General features: G+C 70.4%; 22 protein-coding genes. 10 read left to right on the top strand and 12 right to left on the bottom strand.

All coding sequences use genetic code 11. From position 1 onward, the window contains the following. Positions 1-68: 68 nt before the first annotated feature. A complete protein-coding gene (locus ACN8HC_RS14280; protein WP_490075505.1) occupies positions 69-1760 on the bottom strand; it encodes an MFS transporter in 1692 nt (563 codons plus the stop codon). 195 nt (positions 1761-1955) lie between these two features. On the opposite strand from ACN8HC_RS14280, the gene ACN8HC_RS14275 reads away from it, so the two are divergent. From ACN8HC_RS14275 to ACN8HC_RS14265, 3 genes are read left to right on the top strand one after another with little or no spacing between them, the layout of a single operon-like run. Further along, positions 1956-2753 carry a glycosyltransferase gene (locus tag ACN8HC_RS14275; RefSeq protein ID WP_490075504.1) on the top strand — a complete coding sequence of 266 codons (798 nt, stop codon included), beginning with the start codon at positions 1956-1958 and terminating at the stop codon, positions 2751-2753. Continuing rightward, positions 2750-4243: a D-glycero-beta-D-manno-heptose 1-phosphate adenylyltransferase gene (rfaE2, locus tag ACN8HC_RS14270; RefSeq protein WP_490075503.1), complete on the top strand. Its 1494-nt coding sequence runs from the start codon at positions 2750-2752 to the stop codon at positions 4241-4243. Before ACN8HC_RS14275 ends, rfaE2 begins: the two co-directional genes overlap by 4 nt. Beyond that, positions 4240-5346, top strand: a complete 1107-nt coding sequence (locus ACN8HC_RS14265; RefSeq protein WP_490075502.1) for a glycosyltransferase family 9 protein — start codon at positions 4240-4242, stop codon at positions 5344-5346. The genes rfaE2 and ACN8HC_RS14265 overlap by 4 nt, the downstream gene beginning before the upstream one ends. On the opposite strand, the gene ACN8HC_RS14260 is transcribed toward ACN8HC_RS14265, so the two are convergent. From ACN8HC_RS14260 to pcaH, 10 genes are all read right to left on the bottom strand, one after another. Continuing rightward, positions 5316-5774: a MarR family winged helix-turn-helix transcriptional regulator gene (locus ACN8HC_RS14260; protein WP_490075501.1), complete on the bottom strand. Its 459-nt coding sequence runs from the start codon at positions 5772-5774 to the stop codon at positions 5316-5318. The genes ACN8HC_RS14265 and ACN8HC_RS14260 overlap by 31 nt on opposite strands. Further along, entirely contained in the window at positions 5771-6643 is an 873-nt protein-coding gene (locus ACN8HC_RS14255; protein ID WP_490075631.1) for an amidohydrolase family protein, read from the bottom strand. Before ACN8HC_RS14255 ends, ACN8HC_RS14260 begins: the two co-directional genes overlap by 4 nt. Before the next feature lie 17 nt (positions 6644-6660). Next, a complete protein-coding gene (locus ACN8HC_RS14250) occupies positions 6661-8166 on the bottom strand; it encodes an acyl-CoA synthetase (protein WP_490075500.1) in 1506 nt (501 codons plus the stop codon). Beyond that, positions 8163-9104 (bottom strand): 3-hydroxyacyl-CoA dehydrogenase NAD-binding domain-containing protein, encoded by a 942-nt coding sequence (locus ACN8HC_RS14245; protein ID WP_490075499.1) that lies wholly within the window; start codon positions 9102-9104, stop codon positions 8163-8165. Before ACN8HC_RS14245 ends, ACN8HC_RS14250 begins: the two co-directional genes overlap by 4 nt. Next, entirely contained in the window at positions 9101-11101 is a 2001-nt protein-coding gene (locus tag ACN8HC_RS14240; protein ID WP_490075498.1) for an acetoacetate--CoA ligase, read from the bottom strand. The genes ACN8HC_RS14245 and ACN8HC_RS14240 overlap by 4 nt, the downstream gene beginning before the upstream one ends. Then, entirely contained in the window at positions 11098-11892 is a 795-nt protein-coding gene (locus tag ACN8HC_RS14235; protein WP_490075497.1) for a crotonase/enoyl-CoA hydratase family protein, read from the bottom strand. The genes ACN8HC_RS14240 and ACN8HC_RS14235 overlap by 4 nt, the downstream gene beginning before the upstream one ends. Before the next feature lie 76 nt (positions 11893-11968). Then, positions 11969-13105, bottom strand: a complete 1137-nt coding sequence (gene pcaDC / locus ACN8HC_RS14230) for a bifunctional 3-oxoadipate enol-lactonase/4-carboxymuconolactone decarboxylase PcaDC (protein ID WP_490075496.1) — start codon at positions 13103-13105, stop codon at positions 11969-11971. Next, positions 13102-14235, bottom strand: a complete 1134-nt coding sequence (locus tag ACN8HC_RS14225) for a lyase family protein (RefSeq protein WP_490075495.1) — start codon at positions 14233-14235, stop codon at positions 13102-13104. Before ACN8HC_RS14225 ends, pcaDC begins: the two co-directional genes overlap by 4 nt. A gap of 38 nt (positions 14236-14273) precedes the next feature. Further along, on the bottom strand, positions 14274-14849 hold the full coding sequence (pcaG, locus tag ACN8HC_RS14220) for a protocatechuate 3,4-dioxygenase subunit alpha (protein WP_490075494.1): 576 nt from the start codon (positions 14847-14849) through the stop codon (positions 14274-14276). Then, positions 14846-15652 carry a protocatechuate 3,4-dioxygenase subunit beta gene (gene pcaH / locus ACN8HC_RS14215; protein ID WP_490075493.1) on the bottom strand — a complete coding sequence of 269 codons (807 nt, stop codon included), beginning with the start codon at positions 15650-15652 and terminating at the stop codon, positions 14846-14848. Before pcaH ends, pcaG begins: the two co-directional genes overlap by 4 nt. Before the next feature lie 123 nt (positions 15653-15775). Here pcaH and ACN8HC_RS14210 point away from each other — a divergent pair, with 123 nt between their 5' ends. The 3 genes from ACN8HC_RS14210 (at position 15776) to ACN8HC_RS14200 (ending at position 18351) form a co-directional block, all read left to right on the top strand. Then, the gene (locus tag ACN8HC_RS14210) at positions 15776-16522 is read left to right on the top strand and encodes an IclR family transcriptional regulator (protein ID WP_490075492.1); all 747 of its coding nucleotides are present in this window, start codon (positions 15776-15778) and stop codon (positions 16520-16522) included. A gap of 70 nt (positions 16523-16592) precedes the next feature. Continuing rightward, a complete protein-coding gene (locus ACN8HC_RS14205) occupies positions 16593-17762 on the top strand; it encodes a 4-hydroxybenzoate 3-monooxygenase (RefSeq protein ID WP_490075491.1) in 1170 nt (389 codons plus the stop codon). A gap of 100 nt (positions 17763-17862) precedes the next feature. Continuing rightward, on the top strand, positions 17863-18351 hold the full coding sequence (locus ACN8HC_RS14200) for a GNAT family N-acetyltransferase (RefSeq protein ID WP_490075490.1): 489 nt from the start codon (positions 17863-17865) through the stop codon (positions 18349-18351). On the opposite strand, the gene ACN8HC_RS14195 is transcribed toward ACN8HC_RS14200, so the two are convergent. Further along, entirely contained in the window at positions 18341-18784 is a 444-nt protein-coding gene (locus ACN8HC_RS14195) for a nitroreductase family deazaflavin-dependent oxidoreductase (protein ID WP_490075489.1), read from the bottom strand. The genes ACN8HC_RS14200 and ACN8HC_RS14195 overlap by 11 nt on opposite strands. 89 nt (positions 18785-18873) lie before the next feature. Here ACN8HC_RS14195 and ACN8HC_RS14190 point away from each other — a divergent pair, with 89 nt between their 5' ends. From ACN8HC_RS14190 to ACN8HC_RS14175, 4 genes are all read left to right on the top strand, one after another. After that, the gene (locus tag ACN8HC_RS14190; RefSeq protein ID WP_490075488.1) at positions 18874-19416 is read left to right on the top strand and encodes an HIT family protein; all 543 of its coding nucleotides are present in this window, start codon (positions 18874-18876) and stop codon (positions 19414-19416) included. A 29-nt stretch (positions 19417-19445) separates the two neighbouring features. Beyond that, positions 19446-20081 carry a phosphatidylinositol phosphate synthase gene (gene pgsA / locus ACN8HC_RS14185; protein ID WP_490075487.1) on the top strand — a complete coding sequence of 212 codons (636 nt, stop codon included), beginning with the start codon at positions 19446-19448 and terminating at the stop codon, positions 20079-20081. Then, positions 20078-20971: a phosphatidylinositol mannoside acyltransferase gene (locus ACN8HC_RS14180; RefSeq protein ID WP_490075486.1), complete on the top strand. Its 894-nt coding sequence runs from the start codon at positions 20078-20080 to the stop codon at positions 20969-20971. The genes pgsA and ACN8HC_RS14180 overlap by 4 nt, the downstream gene beginning before the upstream one ends. Before the next feature lie 8 nt (positions 20972-20979). Beyond that, a partial coding sequence (locus ACN8HC_RS14175) for a glycosyltransferase family 4 protein (protein ID WP_490075485.1) occupies positions 20980-22100 on the top strand: 1121 nt, incomplete at its 3' end.

Genomic DNA, 22100 nt, shown 5'->3' with positions numbered 1-22100 from the left:
AGTGGCGGCCGGGCCGGCCGCCACTCCAGGACACCAGTGCACACCGACAACGGTGCTGAGGGGAAGGCTCAGACCTCCGCGACGACTGCCTGCGGGTCGGCGTCCTCGTTCACCCCGAGGGCGTGCTGGTGAGTGCGTCCGCCGAGCAGGACGGCCGCGATGACGGCCGCGGCCAGCGCGGATATGCCGCACACCAGGTAGCCGATGGCGTAACCGTGCGACAACGCATGGAACGCAACGTCTTTCAGCGGGTTGAACGGCTGCAGCTTGCCGTCCGCCCCCGGCACTTGCGCGGGCACGGCGTTCTGCCCGAGCGGTCCGGACTTGACCGCACCGACCGCGGCCTCGACTGCCGGCCGCTGCTGCGCAGGCACGTGCTGCGGCGCGGCGTAGAAGGCCGCGAGGGACTTCTGCAGGCTGGGCGACGCCGCGATCTTCGCGCTGATCCCGTTGGCCGCACTGGTCAACGCGATGGCGCCGACGATGGCGGGGCCGAGGGTCAGGCCGAAGTCGCGCAGCATGCTGGTGGCACCGCTCGCCATACCGGCCTTCGACGTGGGCACGGTGTTGACCGCGACGACGGTGATGGCCGTGACGGCGGTCTTGAACCCTGCACCGACTACGAGCAGCGGCACGGCGACGGCGGCGATCCCGAGATGGGTGGCGGGTATGGCGGCCAGCGCCAGATCGCCGATGCCGATCAGCGCCATACCACCGGCCAGCACCCAGCCGGGGTTGATCCGCTGCAGCATCTTGGTGCTCACCGGGAAGAGCACCACGCCCATGATGTTGAGCAGGATGAACCCGATCGAGGTCTTGAGCGGCGAGTAGTCCTGGATCGCGGACAGCCGGATGCTGGTCGCGTATGCCGTCCCGAGGTAGGCGAACATGCCGAGCACCGTGACGATCGCGGACACCGTGAACATGCGACTGCTGAACAGTTCCAGGCGGATCAGCGGCTTGTCGACACGGAACTCGACGACCACGAAGATCGCCAGGAAGATCACGGCGAGCACGAACGCACCGACGACCTGGGCGCTCGCCCAGCCGTCCTCGGCGCCCTGGATGACGCCGAACAACAACGCGAAGATGCCGATCGCCACGGTGATCTGACCGGGCCAGTCCAGCGAGCGACCGGCCGGCGACGACGACTCCTGGGCGGCGGTCAGCGTGACGACGGTGCTGATGATCGCCAGGACCGCCATGGCGAGGAATGCGTAGCGCCAGCTGGCGAATTCGCCGCCGGAGTGGTGGATCTTGGCCAGCAGGCCACCGATCAGCGGTGACATGAAACCGCCGGCGGTGAGTGCCGCTGCCCAGATCGAGATGGCGTGTGCGCGATCGTGCACGGTGTGCGTGCCCGCGGCCAGCATGGCCACCGAGGTGGGGAAGATCGCCGCCGCACCGGTGCCGGCGATCACCTGCCCGGTGAGCAGCACACCGGTCTTGCCCTCGGGCGTGAAGAACGACAGCAGGCCGCCGATCAGGACGAGCACCGACCCGATGGCGAGCAGCCGCTTGCGACCGAAGAGGTCGCCGACGACGCCGAAGGACAGCTCCAGCAAGGTGACCGGGACCATGAACGCGTCCGAGACCCACGTGAGCGTGGTGGACGAGGTGTGCAGGTCCTGGTTGATGTAGCCGTTGATGACGGCCGGGATGCTGACGCCGACCTGCGCCAGGAAACATGCCGTGATCGCGGCGATCAGCGTGCCCGCGGTCAGTTTCGGCAGCGATGAAGGGGTGGAGGTCTCGCTCATCCCAGGAGCGAACCACCGGCGACGTGTCGCCTGCATCACTCACGTTCCACTGGCCGGAAGAATCGGTAAAGTTTCCTGTCGATGTGCGTATGGCGCTCTGCAGCGGGTTAGGCCGGCAGCCCGGACGGGTACGGGCTCTCCATGCCCGACGCCCGTGCCACCCGCTCTCCGCACCGGCGCACGACGGAGAACGCGATGGATGTCCTGATCCCGACCTTCACGCGTCCCGACGCCCTGGCGGTCACCCTGTCCGGCCTGGCTGCCCAGGAGCATCGTTCGTTCCGTGTCGTCGTCAGCGACCAGTCGCCCCGGCCGGTGCAGGACCACCCGCTCGTCCTGGCGATGACCCGGGTCCTCGGCCAGCACGGCATACCGACCGACTTCGACCATCATCTGCCGCGGCGCGGAGTGGCCGAGAACCGGCAACACCTGCTCGAGCTGGCCGACGCGCCGTTGGTCCTCTGCCTGGACGACGACGTGTGGCTGGAGCCGTGGGCGCTGCACCGTCTCCAGACAGCGATCGACGAGACCGGCTGTGGCTTCGTGGGATTCGCCGTGCAGGGCCTGTCCTACCTCGCCGACCACCGCCCGCACGAGCTGGCGTCCTTCGAGGTATGGCGGGACGGCGTACGGCCCGAACGGATCCGCCGAGGAGACCCGGCCTGGGATCGTTACCGCCTGCACAACGCCGCCAACCCCACCCACCTCGCGCAGCGATTGGCGCTCGCAGACGATGAGTGGTGCGCCTACAAGGTCGCGTGGATCGGCGGCTGCGTCCTCTACGACCGGCAGGTGCTGGAGGACACCGGTGGATTCACTTTCTGGACCGAGCTGCCGAGCGAGCACGCGGGGGAGGACGTCGTTGCGCAGCTGCGGGTGATGGAACGTCGCGGAGGTGCCGGGCTGTTGCCCAGCGGCGCCGTGCACCTGGAACTGCCGACCACGGTGACCAACCGCGAGGTCGAATGCTACGACGCGGTGGGATGGCAATGAGCACAGAAGAATTCGCCGGCGAGGTGAGCCGCGACGAGCTGCCGCAGTCGGTCTTGCGCCGGTTCGCCGAGTTGCGCATGGTCGTCGTCGGCGACGCCGTGCTGGACCTGTGGATGTATGGCGCGACGAACCGGCTGTGCCGCGAAGCGCCCGTTCCCGTGGTCGAGGTCGGCAACGTCGACCTCGCGCCCGGCGCCGCCGCCAACTGTGCCGCGAACGCCGCAGCGCTCGGCGCGAACGTGCAGTATGTCGGCCTCGTCGGGGACGACTGGGCGGGCGACGCGCTCGGCAGCATCCTGGCGCGACGGGGCGTGCGGACCGACGGCCTCATCGTGCACCGGGGCGGGACCACCCTGACCAAGCGGCGAATCATGTGCGGAGAGCACATGATCGCCCGTTTCGACTCCACACCCGGCCGCTGGCCCGAGCCCCGTCTGGCCGCCCTGCGCGATGCCTTCGGCGCCGCCGTCCGGGACGCCGATGTCGTGGTCGTCGCCGACTACGGCGGTGGGGCCCTGGCAGATCCCTTCCCGCAGCTGCTGCGAAGGCTGCGCGACTCGATCTGCGGTCCGGTCGTCGTCGACGGCCACGAGTTCGCCCGATGGCGCGTGTGCCGGCCGACGGCGATCACACCCAGCCTCGCCGAGGCTGCGGCGCTCGCGGACCTGCCGGCCGAGACCGACCGGGCGGTGGTGGCGCTGCAGCAGTGCGCCGACGAGCTCACCACCCGTGCCGGCTCGGAAATGGTCGTGACCACCCTGGACGCCGCCGGCACGATGCTGGTCCGGCCCGGCCGTGGGCCGCACCGGACTCGGCCCGCGGAGGTGGCGACGCCGCACCCGTGCGGTGCCGGAGACACCTACACGACGGTCTTCGCGCTCTCCTTGGCCGCCGGTGCGGACGCCACCGTGGCCGCCGACCTCGCGCAGTGCGCGGCGGATGTGGTGGTGCGGCAGCCGGGGACGGGCTGCTGCACCCCGGCGGCGCTGAGCGCGCGGTTCGCCACGCGCACCGGCGTGGTCCGTGACCACGATGCGCTGGCACGGCTGGTGGCGGAGGAGCACGCCGCCGGCCGCCGGATCGTCTTCACCAATGGCTGCTTCGATGTGCTGCATCTCGGGCACGTCGAGTATCTCCGCGAGGCTCGCCGGCTCGGCGACGTGGTGGTCGTGGGGGTGAACAGCGACGACAGCGTGACCCGGCTGAAGGGTCCGGGCCGGCCGGTCGTCGGCGAATGGGAGCGCGCCTCCCTGCTGGCCGCGCTCGAAATGGTCGACCTGGTCACCATTTTCGACGCGCCGACAGCGGGCGAGCTCATCGAGCGGCTCCGTCCCGACGTCTACGTGAAGGGCGGCGACTACACCCCGGAGATGCTGTCCGAGGCGGAGCTGATGGATCGCCTCGGCGGTGAGGTCGTGACCGTCGGCTATCTGCCGAACCATTCGACCACTGAACTGGTCGGGCGGATTCAGGCGGGGCAGCCGCGGTGAGCGGCAGGCCGCAGGGCGTCATACCGGAGGCGCGCCGTATCGGGGTGCTACGCGCCAACGGCATCGGGGACTTCCTGATGATCGTGCCCGCCCTGGATGCCGTCCGGCGCACCTACCCCGAGGCGCGGCTGACCGTGCTCGGCGACCAGTGGCTGCCGGCGCTCCTGCGCGGGCGTCCCGGGCCGTGGGACGAGGTGGTGGTCGTGCCGCACTTCCCCGGGCTCCGGGGGATCCCCACCGACCAGGAGCCGGGGGAGGACCTGCCGCCGTTCCTGGACCAGCACGCCGGCCGGTACGACGTGCTGCTGCAGCTGCACGGAGGCGGCGCCACCAGCAACCGGTTCGTCCGGCTGCTGCAGCCCCGGGTCAGCGCGGGCGCCCGCACTCCCGATGCGGCACCGCTCGATCGGTCGATCGGCTACCTCCCGGGCCGGCCGGAGGTCCTCCGCTGGCTCGAGGCGGTCCGCCTGATCGGCGCCTCCGGACCTGCCGAGCTGGCCGAGCTGCGGCCGCGGCTGACTGTCACCGACGCCGACCTCGCCGCGTCGGGGATCGACGCGGACCGGGATCCGTTCATCGCCATACATGCTGGAGCTCGTGACCCCCGGCGGCGGTGGCCCGCGGAGAAGTTCGCGCAGCTGGCTGCCCGGCTGGTCGAACGGCGGAACATGGACGTCGTCCTGGTCGGTGGTCCCGAGGACGTGGAACAGTCCGCCAAGGTGCGGGCGATGTGTCCAGTGGAGGTCGAAGACCTGACCGGGCGGCTGTCGTTGTCCGGGACGCTGGGTGCGCTGCGTCGCAGTGCCCTCCTGGTGGGCAACGACTCCGGAGTGCGGCACCTGGCCATCGCGGCGGGGACGCCGACGGTGGGGTTCTTCTGGATCGGGAACGTGCCCAGCTTCGGCCCGCTCGTGGGCACCTGTGACGAGGTCCTGATCGCCGGTCGGGTGACGTGCCCGGTCTGCGGAGATCCGCAGATCGGGTCGCGGTGCCCGCACAACGAGTCGTTCCTCGACGAGATCGGCGTCGAGGCGGCATACGACGCGGCCGAGTCGCTCCTGGGGGACGCCGGTCAGCCGGTCGCCCAGCCCGCAGCGTCCTGAGCCAGTCCGCGCCGGCACGCCTCAAGGGTATGCCGCAGGCCGGCCGCGTCCTGGTCCGGCACGGTCGCCAGCATGCGGGTTTCCAGGTCCGCGACCCGGGGACGCAGCCGGTCCAGCAGCCGTCGCCCCTCGTCGGTGAGCGCGATGACCAGCCGGCGTCGGTCGTTCGGATCGCGATGCCGCTCGATCAACCCACGGTCCAGCAACGCGGTGACCATGTCGGCCATGCTCTGTGCGGTGACGAAGGAGTTGCGTGCCAGGTGTGCGGCCGTGAGGTCGGGATGCCGCTCGAGCACCGTCAACGACGTGTATTGCAGCGCGGTGAGGCCCTCCGGCCGCGTCAGCTCGTCGAGGCCGGCGCGCACGGCGAGTTCCACCTGCTTGATGAGGTAGAGCAGGGTCGGCGGCTCCGGCGTGCGCTTGCTCATCGCGAACCCAGACCCAGCACGCGGATCGCGTTGTCCTTCAGGATGCCGGGCAGCACCGACGGGTCGACGCCCAGTTGCTCGAAGTCGGCGATCCACTGCTCCGGCGTCAGGAGCGGATAGTCGCTGCCGAAGAGCACCTTCTGCCGCAGCATCCGGCCGGCTGCGTGGACCAGCTCCGCCGGGAGGTACTTCGGCCGCCAGCCGGAGAGGTCGATGAAGACGTTGGCCTTGTGGGTGGCCATCGAGATCGCCTCGGCCTGCCAGGGGACCGACGGGTGCGCGAGAATGACGGTGAGCTCAGGGAATTCGGCGGCGACGTCGTCGAGCAGCAGCGGATTGGAGTAGCGCAGCTTCAGCCCGCGTCCGCCCGGCAGACCGGCCCCGATGCCGTTCTGGCCGGTGTGGAACAACGCCGGCACGCCCAGCTGCTCCAGCGCTGCCCAGAGCGGCCGGTATGCCGGGTCGTCCGGCGAGAAGCCCTGCAGCGACGGGTGGAACTTGAAACCCCGCACGCCATACTCCTCGACGAGCAGCCGCGCGCGCTGGACAGCGGCGGCGCCCTGCAGGGGGTCCACCGAACCGAACGGGATCAGCACGTCCGCATGCGCGGCGGCCTCCTGCGCGATCTCCTCGCTGGAGAGTGCCGGATGACCGGTCGCGGTCGTCGCGTCGACGGTGAAGACGACGGCCGCCATACCCGCCCGGCGGTAGCGCCCGGCGAGATCCGCCACGGTGGGCGTGCGCGGTTCGTCACCCTTGAAGTAGGCGGCCGACGCGTCCAGCAGCTCCTGATCGAGTGAGAAGTGACCGTGACCGTCGGCTTCGACGTGCACGTGCACGTCGAGTGCCGTGATCGCGTCCAGGTCGATGGCGGGCTGGTAGCGGGTCACGGATTCACCTCTCGCAATGCGGATTTGAGCAACTTACCGGACGCGTTGTGCGGCAGCTCGGGCAGGAACACGACCGACTTGGGCAGTTTGTAGCGGGCGAGCAGCCCCGCCAGGTGCTGCACGATCGACTCCTCATCGGCGCTCGCGCCGGGCCGAAGGACGACGAATGCACGCCCGACCTCACCCCACGTCGGGTCCGGTATGCCGATGACCGCCGCCTCGACGACGTCCGGGTGCTCGTGCAAGGCGCCCTCGACTTCCGCCGGATAGACATTCTCGCCGCCGGAGATGTACATGTCCTTCAGGCGGCCGACGATGCGCAGGTAACCCTCCGCATCGACGGTCGCGAGGTCACCGGTGTGCAGCCAGTCGTCGGCGAACGCCGCCTGGGTGGACCGCTCGTCGCGCCAGTAGCCGGGTGTCACGTTGGGTCCGCTGACCTGCACCTCACCCGGCGTCCCGGGCGGCACCTCGACCCCGAGGGGGTCGACGATCCGCACGTCGCTGAAAAAGCATGCCGTTCCTGCGGATCCCAGTTTGCGGACACCGTCTGCGGCACGCAGCATGGTGGTGCCCGGCGACGCCTCGGTGAGGCCGTAGCCCTGCACGATCATCAAGCCACGGTCCAGCCAGGTGTGCAGCAGTGACTCGGGGATCGGCGACCCACCGCTGAGTGCGCTGCGCAGGCTGCCGAGATCGGCAGCCTCGAAGCGCGGCTGTTGCGAGAGTGCGAGATACATCGACGTGACACCGAACAGCAGTGTCACCCTTTCGGATTCGATCAAGTCGATCGCACGGGTCGGGTCGAATCGGGCCTCGAGCAGCGCGGTGCCGCCCTTGAGGATCGTCGGGAAGAGCACCTGGTTGAGCGCGGCGGTATGGAACAGCGGCGCGGTGACCAGTGCGATCTCGTCGCTGCCGAGATCGACGTCGACGAGCAGGTTGGCGACGTTCCAGATGACGTTGCCGTGGGTGAGTTGGACGCCTTTCGGGCGGCCGCTCGTGCCGGAGGTGTACTGGATCATGAAGAGGTCGTCATGCCCGATCGACTCGTCGACCGGTGTCTCGTCGACCGCTTCGAGGGCGGTCAGGCCGGCGCCCGCAGTGCGCGTGAACACTTTTGCGGGCAGGGCCAGCTCGGTGATCATGGCCATCGCATCGTCCGAGGCGAGCGTGTCCTCGACGATGACGAGTGCTGGCGCGCTGTTGCTCAGCACATAGCGCAGCTCGGGGGCGGCGAGCCGGGTGTTCAACGGCACGAAGATCCCGCCGACTGCGGCGGTCGCGAACATCGCCGCCACCAGCTCGACCGAGTTGAGCCCGAGAAAGGCCACCCGGTCGCCGCGTGCGACTCCTCGTGCGACGAGCCCGTGCGTCAGTCGGGTCACCTGCAGGTCCAGCTGCCGGTAGGACACCCGTTGCCCGTCCTGCACCAGAGCGGTCTTGTCCGGCGTCATCCGAGCGCGTCGCCGGGGCCACGAGCCGAGTCCCTGGTCCTTCATCGGGCATCACCGGTGCTGCCGAGTCCGAGCCGGTCCTTGAGCGCCAGCAGCTGCCGCAACGCCTGGTCCCGGCGCCGCCGCACCTCGTCCTCCTGGCCGCCCAGCTCGGCGTGGACGCCGGTGACGAGCTGCTCGGAGAGCTGAGGGCTGAGTTCGGGCTCGCCCAGGTCGGCCCACCAGTCCACCATCGGCGGGCCGAGGTGTTCGAGGACGTGCGCCATACCGTCCGGTCCGCCGGAGAGATGCTGCGTGGCGATCGGGCCGAGCAGCGCCCAACGCAGTCCCGGACCGTTGGACACCGCCAGGTCGAGGTCGGCGACGCTGATCGCACCGCGACCGACCAGGTCGTAGGCCTCCCGCCAGAGCGCCGCCTGCAGCCGGTTCACGACGTGCCCGGGCAGTTCCGCGTGGACCTGGATCGGCCGGCGGCCCAGACCGCGCAACGCCGTCATCGCGGTGTCGACGGCTTCCTGGCTGGTCGACCTGCCACCGACGACCTCGACGAGCGGAACCAGGTGCGGCGGGTTGAACGGGTGCGCCACGAGCACGCGCTCGGGATGGTGGCAGGCGCCCTGGAAGCTGCTCGGGCCGAATCCCGAACTGCTGCTTGCCAATACGACATCCGAATCAGTGGCGGCATCCAACGCGGCGAAGAGTTCGCGCTTGAAGTCGAGCCGCTCCGGGCCGGCCTCGAGCACCAGGTCTGCACCGGGGGCCGCGGCGACGGCGTCATCGTGCACCGTCAGTCGGTCCGCGGCACCGTGCGGTGCATCGAGATCGGCGAGGTATGCCGCGACCGTGTGGGCGGCCCGATCCCGAGCCGGCGCACTGGGATCCACGAGCCGCACGCCTACCCCGTGCGCCAGGGCCAGGGCCGCCCAGCTGCAGCCGATCGAGCCGGCGCCGACGACCGCGATCGTGCCGAGATCGCCCCTCATGGGTTTGCCTCGCGGCGTGCGGCCGCGTAGTCGACATACGCGTCGATCGAGCTCGGGTCGGCCAGTGCGTCCGGGCTGACCACGTCCGTTGCGGCCGACCCCTGCAGAATGCGCTTGACCGGGACCTCGAGCTTCTTGCCGGTGAGGTTGCGAGGGATCGACGGGACCTCGACGACCCGGTCGGGCACGTGCCGGGGGCTGAGCGCGGTCCGCAGTGCGCCGGACACACGCCGACGGAGCTCGTCGGCCGGCACGGACTGCGTGGTGGTCACGAAGAGGATCAGCTCGCCGTTCCCGCCCGCCGGGTCCTCGAGGTGGATGACGAGGCTGTCGCGCACCTCGGGCAGTTCCTCGACCACGCGGTAGAACTCGGCGGTGCCGAGCCGGACACCGCCGCGATTGAGCGTGGAGTCGCTGCGACCGGTGACGATGCAACTGCCGTCGGGCTGGAAGACGATCCAGTCGCCGTGGCGCCATACCCCTGGGTACGTGTCGAAATAGGTTGCGCGCAGGCGGCTTCCGTCATCACCCCAGAAGCCGACCGGCATCGACGGCATGGGGGAGAGGATGACGAGTTCGCCGGGTTCGCCGACGACTTCGTCTCCGTCGAGGTCGAAGGCGTGCACGTCGACGCCGAGCGCGCGGCCGGAGATCATGCCCGCGCGCACCGGCAGAAGGGGGTTGTTCTGGACCAGGCCGCTGCACACGTCGGTGCCGCCGCTGCCCACGTTGAGCTGCACTCTGTCGCCGAGCTGGTCGCGGATCCAGCCGTAGCCCTCGGGCGGGAGCGGGGCGCCGGCCGACCCGACGGTGCGGATCTTCAGGTCCAGTGCGGTCAGGTCCACGCCGGCGGCGCGGCAGGCCATCACGAAGCCGGGGCTGGCACCCATGAGCGTCGCTCCGGTCTGCTCGGCGAGCCGCCACTGCCAGGCGAGGTCCGGGTGGCCGGGATCGCCGTCGAGCAGCACGATGGTGGCGCCGACGAGCAGCCCGGAGACGAGCGCGTTCCACATCATCCAGGCGGTGGTGGAGTACCACAGCATCACGTCGCCGGGACCGAGATCCCAGGAGAGCGCATGGTTCTTGAGGTGCTCGAGCACGATGCCGCCGTGGCCGTGCACGATCGCCTTCGGCTTGCCGGTGGTGCCGGAGGAGAAGAGCACGCACAGTGGATGGTCGAAGGGAACAGGCGCGGTGTCGGGGATCGGCTCGGTCACCGCGGCGATCGCGTCGGACCACGACTGCGTGTCGGGTACGCGCCAGTCGCCATACTCGATGTCGAGAACCGTTCGGACGCTTGGCAGTTCCGCTCTGATGGCCGCGATCTGGTCCCTGCGGTCGATCGGCTTGGCGCCGTAGGAGTAGCCGCCGGCGACCAGGAGCACCGTCGGCTCGACCTGCCCGAACCGGTCGATGACACTGCGCGGCCCGAACTCGATGGCGCAGCTCGTCCAGATGGCCCCGAGCCCGGCGGCGGCGAGGAAGGCGACGACGGCCTCCGGTGTGTTGGGCAGATAGCCCGCCACCCGGTCGCCGAGACCGACGCCGAGGTCGTGCAGCACACGTCGGGCACGGGCGACCTGGTCGCGCAGCTCCTGCCAGGTGAGGTCGAGGTCGCCGCGGGTCTGCGACCGCCCGAGTATGGCGGGCGCGTCGTCCGCGCTGGGGCCCTTCAGCGCCTGCTCGGCGTAGTTGAGCCGGGAGCCGGTGAACCACTTCGCGCCGGGCATCACCCGCTGCTCCAGGACCGCCTCCCGGCAGCCGTGGTCGGTCACGTCGAAGAACTCCCAGATGGCGGCCCAGAACGCCTCGAGCTCGTCCACCGACCAGCGCCACAACTCGTCGTGGCCGGCCAGCTCGACACCGCGCTCGGTGCGCAGCCAGTGCAGGAAGGCGCCGACCCGGGTGCTGTCGAGGACGTCCGCCGGCGGGCGCCATACGACCTCACCGGTGTCGATGCCGCCGGTTTGCCTTGCGACAGCGGGAGTTTCGGTCATCGGTCCGTCACCTTCTCCGCCCGGCCGTCGAGGAAGGCGCGCATGCGCGCCTTCGCGTCGTCGCTGCCCTGCGCGATGGCCGCCATCATCGCCTCCATGAAGTAGCCCTCCCGGGGGTTCGCCTCGGCGATTCGCGGCAGCGCCTGGATGATCGCGTAGTTGCTGGTCGGGGCGTTGGTCGCGATCTGCCGGGCCAGTTCGAGCGCCTTCGCGGCGCCGGTGCCGTCGTCGACCACATATTGCGAGAGCCCCGCGGCGAGGCCTTCGGTGGCGTCGTACCGGCGACCGGTGAGCATCAGATCGGCCATCCGGGCGACGCCCATGAGGCGGGGCACGCGCACCGACCCGCCGCCACCGACGAAGATGCCACGCATCCCCTCCGGGAAGGCATAGAACGTCGACCGTTCGGCGACCCGGATGTGCGCGGTGGCGGCGAGCTCGAGGCCGCCACCGATGACCGCGCCCTTCAGCGCCGCCACCACCGGCACCGGTCCGAACGCGATGGCGTCGAACGCGCGGTGCCACATCCGCGAATGCTGCAGTCCCTCAACGGTGTTCCGTTCGGTCAGCTCACCGAGGTCGAGGCCGGCGCAGAAGTGGTCGCCGGCCGCGTCGAGCACGACGGCGCGCACGTCGGGCGGCAGGTGCGTGAAGAAGCGCTCGATGCCCAGCACCGTCTCGTCGTCGAGAGCGTTCCGCTTGGCCGGGCGGTTCAGCGTGAGGACCGCGACACTGTCGTGCAGCGTGGCGGACAGGGTGTCGGGCAGGTCGGACATGTCGGGCAGCGCCACCGTGAGCTCCTAATAAACAGGTTTCCTGTCTATTAAACCAGTCGGCGGCAGCGCCGACAAGGGCGGCGGTCGACGGTTACAGCTCCTGCTGCAGGACCTGCGCCGCGATCTTGTAGGCGGTGTTGGCGGCCGGCACGCCGCAGTAGATGGCGGCGTTCAGGATGACTTCGCGGATCTCCTCGACGGTGAGCCCGTTGGTCCGCGCGGCGCGCACATGCATGGCGAACTCGTCGTGATGACCGAGCGCGATGAGGGCGGTGAGCGTGATCATCGACCGGCTCCGGCGGTCGAGCTGTGGCCGGGTCCAGATCTCGCCCCAGGCGTAGCGGGTGATGAACTCCTGGAAGTCCGCGGTCAACTCGGTAATGGCCGCCGAGGCGCGCTCCACGTGGTCGTCCCCGAGGACTTCCCGGCGCACGCGCATGCCGGCGGCGCGGGGGTCCGTCCGCGGCGTGGCAGTTCGACTCAGCTGACCGCGGATGAGTTCGGCTGTCTCCGTGGGCTGTTCGACGGGCGGAAGGTGCGCGGACCGCTCGAGCACCACCAGCCGGCCGTGTTGCACCCCGTCGGCGATCGCCCGCAGCGATGCGGGCGAGGTGACCTGATCGGCGACCCCGGCAATCGCCAGGACCGGTGCCGTGATGCGGGCCAGCTCGGCACGGGTGTCATGCCGGGCGAGTGCCTCGCAGACGGCCGCGTATGACGCGTCGTCGATCCCCGCCAACGTCTCGACCAGCCGGGCCTGTGCCGTGGTGAGGACCTCCGGCTCGAAGAACCACCGTCCAGGAGTGGCGGGGATCAATGCCTGGGTGCCCTCGGCGCGGACCAGCGTCGCGCGGTCGTGCCAGCCGTCCGGCGTGCCGATGACGGCGCCGGTCGCCAGCAAGGTTGCGGTGCGGACCCGGGACGGATGACGCAGCAGCAACTCCAGGCCGACGGCTCCGCCGACCGAGTCCCCGGCATAGTCGAATTCAGCGCCGGGAGCATCCGCCGCGATCGCGTCGGCCAGCTCGGAGAGCGTGAAACCAGTTGCCGGAGCGGATGATCCGTGTCCGGGCAGGTCCCAACCGACGACGTGGCGCACGTCGGTCAGCTGAGCCGCTGTCTCCGCCCACAGGGTGCGCACGTCGGTGCCGAGGCTGGGCCCGGCGACGAGCAGCGGTGCGTCGGGCGCTCCACCGAAGTCGGTCCAGCTGAGCTCGGGCACAGTCATTGCTGCTCCTCCAGGAATCGCTCGGCGCGGCTGACGGTCGCGTCGACGAGTCGGCCGGAGGAGCCGAGGTATTGGCCGAGCGTTTCCGCCCTGGCACCGAGCTTGCCGGCCTCGGCCAGCAGGTCGCCCGCGTGCGCTTCGGCGTTGACGCGCATCCGCGGACCGTCGACGAGCAGCTGGTCGAGCAGGTCGGCGGTGCGCGAGGTCGTCGCGATCGCGGAACGGGAAAGCTGCGCAAGGGCAGGCCATTCCGCGTGCCAGCCGCCGTCGGCGCGCTGATCCATCTGGGCAGCCGCGGCCGTGTGCAGCGTTGCGCCATACGCCGGCGCCGCGAGGGCAGCGGCGTGGATCAGCACGGACAGCACCGGGTTGTGCTTGTGCGGCATGGTCGAGGACCCGCCGCCGGTGCCCTCGCGCAGTTCGCCGATCTCCGGCCGGCTCGCGGTGAGCACGTCCCGGGCAATGTGCCCGCACGCGTCGTGCACCTCGACCAGCGCGTCGCCGAGCCGGGTCACCGGTGCGCGAGTCGTGTGCCAAGGCAAGGCGTTCGCCAATCCGAGCTGGTCGGCGAGCGCACCGCCCGGGTCCGCAACATCCTGGGTGCTCGGGCCGGCGAGCGTCCCCGCGGCACCACCCAGCTGCACCGGCAACGCGCGGCGCTGCTGCGCCAGTCGAGTGGCCGCATCGAGCAAGCCCTGCAGCCAGGTCGAAGCGACGAGCCCGAAGGTGGTCGGGACGGCCGGCTGAGTCAGCGTGCGCCCTGTGCGCACGTCATCGCGGTGCGTGCGTGCGAGCTCCGCCAGCCGACCGATCGCCCGCCGCGCACCGTGCTCCGCGTCGGCGACAGCATCGCGGGCGCACAGCATCAACGCGGTGTCCAGCACGTCCTGCGACGTCAGCCCCCGATGTATGGCGTGCGCCGTCTCGGCGTCACCGGCCGCTTCCAGCCGGTGCCGCAGCAGTCCGACGAGCGGCACCACGGGGTTGCCGGCCTCCTCGGCACGCGCGGCGATCGCGGAGATCCAGTCATCGGACACGTGTTCCGCCATTCCGGACGGCCGGCGGCCGCGCACGACCAGCCAGCCGTCCTCGACCCGGACCATGGCCGCGAGCAGGGCGCGATCGGTCATGGCGGCACCCGCGCGCTCCGCGCCCGGATCGAGCAGTGTCACGCCTGGTGGCCCGGGTAGGACAGGAAGACCGTCTCGCGTTCGCCCTGCAGCACGATGTCGAAGCGCAGGGCGCCGCCGTCCTCCCGCGCGACCAGCGTCGCCCGCTCGGCCTCGGGAAGGGAGGTCAGGAAGTCGTCCGACGCACCGGGCAGGTAGGCCCGGGTGAAGAGCCGGTTGAGCAGGCCGCGCGCGAAGACGGCGATCGCGAAGAACTTCGCGTCACCGCCGGGCTGCACGGTGGTGAAGCTGTAGGCGCCGGTCGCGTCGGTCGGGCAGCGACCCCAGCCGGTGAACTCGTGCGGGTTGCGGTGCAGCGAGCCGGGCCGCTGGACGACCGCACCGCCGGCGTCGGCCTGCCAGATCTCGACCAGGGCGTCCGGCACCGGATTGCCCCTGCCGTCCAGCACCCGGCCGGTCAACCGCACCGCGCCGGGATGGCCGAACGGCACCAGCTCGGGACCGCCGTCGAAGGGCAGGGCGTAGCCGAAGAACGGCCCGACCGTCTGGCCGGCGGTCGGCGGCAACGCCTTCGGCGACGCGGCGGACAGTGCCGTCACGGTGTGCTGCGTCATGCGTTCTCCTCGAGCTGCGTCTGCTGCGAGCCGGTCAGCACGATGTCCCACCGGTAGCCGGTGTTCCACTCGTGACTGGTGACATTGTGGTCATAGGTGGCGATCAGCCGCCCGCGCGCCGCCTCGTCGCGGACCGACTGGTAGATCGGGTCGAGATCGAAGAGCGGGTCGCCGGGGAAGTACATCTGGGTGATCATCCGCTGCGTGAAATCGGTCCCGAAGAGCGAGAAGTGGATGTGCGCGGGCCGCCAGGCGTTGCGGTGGTTCTTCCACGGGTAGGGCCCCGGCTTGATCGTCTGGAACCGGTAGCTGCCGTCCGGGCCGGTCAGGCAGCGCCCGACACCGGTGAAGTTCGGGTCGATCGGCGCGTGATGCTGGTCGCGCTGGTGGATGTAGCGCCCGGCGGCGTTCGCCTGCCACACCTCCACGAGCTGTCCGGCGACGGGACGCCCGTCGCCGTCCAGGACGCGTCCGGTGACGACGATCCGTTCGCCGATGGGGTCGCCGCCGTGCTGGATGGTGAGGTCGGCCTCGAGCGGAGCCACGTCCTGCGGACCGAAGCACGGAGCGTAGATCTCGACGCCCTCCGGGTCGGCGTGCCGCAGGTCCTTGGTCGGGTGCCGCAGGAGGCTGGACCGGTATGGCGCGTAGTCGAGCCGCGGTTGCACCTCCGCCACACCCGCCGCCGCATAGTCGGCGCGGCCGTGCGCGATCTCTGCGGAGATCTGCTCCTGGCTGGCCTGCGCGGCATCCAGCACTTCTCGCTCGGCGTCGGTCTCGGCGACGTTGCGGGCCTCGGTCATCTGGTGGAGCTCCCCGGTGTGCAGTCGGTCGGTCGAAATTCACCGTATGGCGCACACCGCCCAGGATGGCAGCCTACGCTTTCACTGAGTGAAAGAACCGCACTGACCTGAACGGAGTGGGCGATGGCCGGAGGCACGTCCACCGCCGGCGCGAGCGTGACCTCACGCGCGCTGGCGTTGCTGGCTGCCTTCGACGAGCACCATCGGGTGCTGCGGCTGAGCGAACTGGCGACGCGGGCGGGCCTGCCGGTGCCGACGGCCCATCGTCTGGTGGCCGAGCTGACCGAGTGGGGTGCGCTGAGCCGTCGACCGGACGGTCGCTACCGGATCGGCCGGCGGCTCTGGGACCTCGGCATGCTCGCCGCCGTGCAGGCCGACCTGCAGGAGGTCGCCTCGCCGTTCCTGCACGACCTGTATGCCGCGACGCTCGCCACCGTTCATCTGGCGGTGCGCGCCGACGACCAGGTGCTCTACATCGACCGGTTGGGCGGCCATTCCTCGGTGCCGGTGGTCAGCACGATCGGCTCCCGGCTGCCGATGCACGCGACCGGCGTGGGCAAAGTGCTGCTCGCCTACGCACCCGAGGACATCCAGCGCCGGGTGCTGTCCGATCTGACCCGCATCACCCCGCACACGATCACCGAGCCCGGGCGCATCCACCGGCAGCTGGCTCGCGTGCGCGAGGAGGGGTTCGCTGTCACCAGCGAGGAGATGAGCATGGGGGCGGCCTCGGTCGCGGTCCCCGTGCTGAGCCGCAACGAGCGGGTGGTGGCGGCGCTCGGTGTGGTGGTGCCGCCGCGCAGCCGGGACAAGCCGCAGCTGGTCGCCGCGCTGAAAGTCGCGGCGCAGGGCATCCGGCGTAGTCTCTGAGCACCGCCTGGTTCCGCTCAGCGGAAGCTACGGCTGTCGCCGGACGCGGCTCGCGAGCACAATCTGCCGCATGCGAACCCAGGTCGCCATCATCGGCGCGGGCCCGGCCGGCCTGCTGTTGTCCCATGTGCTCGCCGGGCGCGGGGTCGAGTCGATCGTCATCGAAACCCGTTCCCAGGACTACGTGTTGGCCCGCATCCGGGCCGGCATCCTCGAGCAGTCGTCGGTCGATGTGCTGCGCGCCGCCGGCCTGAGCGGGCGGCTCGACGCCGAAGCGCTGCCGCACCGCGGCATACACCTGCAGTGGCCGGGGGAGCGGCACCAACTGGATTTCGTCGACCTGGTCGGCCGGCACGTCTACGTCTACGGACAGACCGAGGTGACTCACGATCTGGTGGCAGCACGGGAGGCCGCCGGACAGCAGCTGATCTACGGGATCACCGACACCGCCGTGCACGACATCCACACCGAGCGGCCCAGCGTCACCTTCACCGACGAGGCAGGCGCCGCGCAACGGATCGAGGCCGACGTCGTGGTGGGCTGCGACGGCTCGTTCGGGCCGAGCCGGCACGCCATCCCCGAGTCCGAGCGTGTCACCTGGGCCCGCACGTATCCCTATGCGTGGCTGGGGGTGCTGGCCGACGTCGCGCCGTCCACGGACGAGCTCATCTACGCCTGGCACCCCGACGGTTTCGCGTTGCACTCGATGCGCTCGCCGAAGGTCAGCCGCTTCTACCTGCAGGTCGAACCGGGCGAGGACCTGGCCGTCTGGTCCGACGACCGGATCTGGACGGCGCTGGCGACGCGACTCGGCGACGGTGTCGACTGGTCACTGGCGACCGGACCGATCACCGACCGCAGCGTGCTGCCGATGCGCAGCTTCGTGGCGTCACCGATGCGGTCCGGACGGCTCTTCCTGGCCGGCGACGCGGCGCACATCGTGCCGCCGACCGGTGCCAAGGGACTGAACCTGGCGATCGCGGACGTCAGTCTGCTCGCCCCCGCGCTCGCCGACCTGGTGGCCGGGGACGAGCGGCGGGCGGACAGCTACTCGGACCGGGCCTTGGAGCGGGTATGGCGCTGCACGCACTTCAGCTGGTGGATGACCACCATGCTGCACCGCGCGGGCGACGACTTCGACGCGCAGCTGCAGTTGTCCCAATTGCGTTGGGTGGTCAACAGTTCCGCCGGGGCGGCCGGGCTCGCCGAGAACTACGCCGGGATCCCGCTGGAGCTGTGAGCCGGCATACGGATCGATACGTTTCGGCCCATCCGTAACGATCCGTATCACTGTGGGCGGCTTCCACCTCGGCGCGGCGGAGTCTGCGAGACTCGCACTCGTGAGCGACGACCTGGACGACGTCCGCATCGAGCGCGCGACCGCAGAGGACGCGTTGGTGCTCGCCGGGATGACGCTGCGCTGGGACCTGGAAACCGGAGCACCGAACCGGCCCGGCTTCCTCGACGAATTCGCCTCGGCCTGGCTCGCGCAGGGCGACGCGCGACCGGCGTGGATCGCCCGGCGCTCCAACGGGGACCCGGTCGGGTTCGTGCTCGGCATTCTGGCCACCAGTCTGCCGAGCCTGCGCCGCCCGACCGGCGGCTGGCTGCACATCAGCGGCTTCTACGTCGTGCCCGACCTGCGCGGTCGCGGGCTGGGCGAGCGGCTGATGCGGGAGGTCGTCGACTGGGCGACCGGACACCGGCTCTACCGGGTGCAGCTCAACGCAACCGATCAGGCGCGCGCCTTCTACCGGCGGGCCGGCTTCGGCAGCCCTCAGGACACGCTCATGCAGCTGGTGCTGACCGACCGGCTGCCTACGAGTTGACCGCGGGTTCAATGAGGAAGACTGGGATCTGCCGGTCGGTCTTGGTCTGATATTCGGCGTAGGGCGGGAAGGCCGCGACAGCGCGCTCCCACCACTCCTCGCGCTCGGCGCCACTGATCTCACGAGCGACGCCGTCGTGCCGGGTGGTCCCGTCCTGAACCTCGACCTCAGGGTTGGCCTTGAGGTTGTAGTACCACGCAGGGTGCTCGGGCGATCCGCCCTTCGAGGCCACCGCGGTGTACACGCCGTCGTGCTCGACCCGCATCAGCGGCACCCGACGTAGCTTGCCCGACTTGGCGCCGCGCATCGTGAACACGACCACCGGCCTGCCCTGGATGTGAACGGAATCCGTGGTGCCGGTCTCGTCGATCTTCGCGAGCTGGTCCTTGACCCAACCGGTCTTCTCCTCGGCGTATTCACCCTGCAACGGCATGTCTTCTCCTCGCTGTGTCGAGCGCTGTCATCGAAGGCAACCACCGGCGGACGGCGGTTGTTCCGTCGGCACCGCCTACGATCGCCGGTATGCCGCAGATCGAGCCGGAAGCCGACTTCGCCCGGGTGCCCGATGGTTTCCAGCGCCTGTGGACACCCCACCGGATGGCCTACATCCAGGCCGACAAACCCGAGGACAGCGACAACGGGGCGTGCCCCTTCTGCGCCGCGCAGGCCAGAACCGACAAGGCAGCGCTCATCGTCCACCGGGGACGCACGTGCTACGTGATTCTCAATCTGTTCCCCTACAACCCGGGACATCTGCTGGTCTGTCCCAACCGGCACATCCCGGCATACCTCGACCTCACCGACGAGGAGACCGCCGAGTTCACCGCGCTCACCAAACAGGCGATCCGGGCGCTCAGAACGGCGTCGGAGCCGCACGGGTTCAACCTCGGCATGAACCAGGGCGAGGTCGCGGGCGCCGGAGTGGCCGCGCACCTGCACCAGCACATCGTGCCGCGGTGGGCCGGCGACTCCAACTTCCTGCCGATCATCGGCCAGACCAAGGCACTGCCGGTGCTGCTGGAGGACACTCGCGAGCGGCTCGCCGACGCCTGGCCCGAGGACTGAGGCCGACCCACCGGTAACCTGGCGGCACCATGCTCAACCGTTACGCCCGGGCGGCGATCACCAAATTCTTCGCGCCACTGGCCAAGCTGCTGCTCCGGCTGGGCATCTCGCCCGACATCGTCACCGTCGTCGGCACCCTCGGCGTGTGCGCCGGCGCGCTCGCGTTCTACCCGCGTGGCGCGTTCTTCTGGGGCACGGTCGTCATCACGCTGTTCATCTTCTCCGACACGCTCGACGGCAACATGGCGCGTATGTCGGGCCGCTCCAGCGTCTGGGGCGCCTACCTCGACTCGACTCTCGACCGGGTCGGCGACGCGGCGATCTTCGGGGCCCTGGTGCTCTGGTATGCCGGGGACGGCGACAACCTGGTGATGGCCGGGCTGGCCCTGGCCTGCCTGATCCTCGGCATGGTGGTGTCCTACTCCAAAGCGCGCGCCGAGGGCCTGGGGATGACCGCCAACGTCGGGATCGCCGAGCGGTCCGAACGACTCGTCGCGGTGCTGGTGACGACCGGGCTGGTCGGCATCCCGTGGCTGCACCTGCCCACCGCGGTGCTCGGCGTCGTGCTCGCGCTGATCGCGATCGCCAGCTTCGTCACGGTGCTGCAGCGCATGCTGACCGTGCGCCGTCAAGCACTGGGCGGAGCCGGAGAGCTTCCCCAGTGACGCTGCGCGACCACGCGGAGGGTCTCGCCTACCGGGCCGCCTGGCGGGTGGTCTGCCGGATGCCGGAGCCGGTTGCCTACGGGTTGTTCGACCGGATCGCGCGGGCGATGCACCGGCGCGGTGGCCGCGCCGTCGAGCAACTGCGTGCCAACTACGCCACCGTCCGGCCCGAGCTCGACGCTGCGGCGCTGGATGCGCTGGTGCTGGAGGGCCTTTCGTCATACCTGCGCTATTGGTGCGACGCCTTCCGGCTGCCCCGGGAGACCCCGGAGACGCTCACCGACCGGATCCGGCTGACCGGTCATTACCCGGAGGCGCGGGCGATCATCGATCGCGGTGAGCCGCTCATTCTCTTTCTCGGGCACCTCGGCAACTGGGACCACTGCGGGGCCTGGGCGACCCATTACTTCGCACCTGTGACGACCGTGGCCGAGCGGCTCAAACCCGAGTCGGTGTTCGACGCGTTCGTCGAGTTCCGCGAGGCGCTGGGCATGCGGATCCTGCCGCTGACCGGCAGCAACGACGTCTATCTGCAACTGCGCCAAGCGGTTTCGCGAGGTGGTTTCGTGCCGCTGCTCGCCGACCGCGACCTGACCCGCACGGGCGTCGAAGTCGCGCTCTGCGGGCACCGCATCCGCGCGGCGGTCGGGCCGGCGCGGCTGGCGCTGGAGACCGGCGCGGCGCTCTTCCCGCTCGCGATCAGCTACGAGCCGATCGCCGGCCGCGCGGCACACCGCGTCGTGGCGCGCTTCGGGCCGCAGGTGGTGCCGCCGTCCGACGGCGCGACCGACCGGGTGCGGGCGATGACCCAGCAGTGTGTCGACTCGCTGGCGGAGACCATCAGCGAGCGCACCCAGGACTGGCACATGATGCAGCGGGTGTTCCTGTGAGGATCGGCATGGTCAGCCCTTACGCCTTCGACGTCCCCGGAGGTGTCCAGTTCCACGTGCGGGATCTTGCCGAGCACCTGCTCTCGCGGGGCCACGACGTGCGGGTCCTCGCGCCGTCCGACGAAGAGACCGAACTGCCGCCCTACGTCGACTCGGCGGGCCGAGCGGTGCCGGTGCCCTACAACGGATCCGTGGCGCGGCTGCTCTTCGGCCCGGTCACCGCCGCAAGGGTCGGCCGGTGGATCGACCGCGGCGAGTTCGATGTCTTGCACGTGCACGAGCCGTTCTCGCCGAGTGTGTCGATGCTGGCGATGATGGCCGCTGACGGTGCCGTGGTCGGCACGTTCCACTCCAGCACGATGCGGTCGCGTGTGCTGCTGACCCTCATGCCGTTGCTGCAGCCCCAGCTGGAGAAACTCAGCGGCCGGATCGCCGTGTCGCGCGAGGCGTTGCGGACCATCCATCGGCACGAGGGTGCCGCTGACGCGGTCATCATTCCCAACGGGGTGTATGTCGATCGCTTCGCGTCGGCGCCCCTCGTCCCGCACTGGCAGGGGAGTGTGGAGCGGCCCACGATCGCGTTCCTCGGCCGGTTGGAGGAGCCGCGCAAGGGACTGTCGGTGCTGCTCGACGCGATGCCAGGGCTGCTGGACGCGATCCCCGGACTCCGGCTGCTCATCGCCGGACCGGGTGATCCGGGGGAGGCCCTCCGGCATACGGCGGACCACGTGCGGGCGGCCACCGAGTTCCTCGGGATGGTGAGCGAGCCGGCCAAGGCGTCGCTGCTGCGGTCGGTCGACGTGTATGTCGCGCCCAACACCGGCGCCGAGAGCTTCGGCATCATCCTGGTCGAGGCGATGAGCGCGGGCGCGCCGGTGGTGGCCAGCGACCTGCCGTCCTTCGGCGACGTCCTCGACGGTGGGAGCGCGGGGGCGTTCTTCCGCACCGGGGATCCGGCGTCGCTGACCCACACCGTGCTCGCAGTGCTGCGCGATCCGGCCCTGCGGTCGAGGCTGGCGGCGCGGGGCGCCGTACGGGCCCGGGAGTTCGACTGGTCCCGTGTATCGGCCGACGTGATGGACGTTTACGAGACCTGCCGGGCCGCGCGACCCGGCGGTGTGCAGTCGAC

The sequence above is a fragment of the Flexivirga sp. YIM B11880 genome (genome assembly GCF_058148645.1).
Note: the sequence above shows the minus strand (reverse complement) of the source record. Positions and strands in the feature narration are given on the sequence as shown.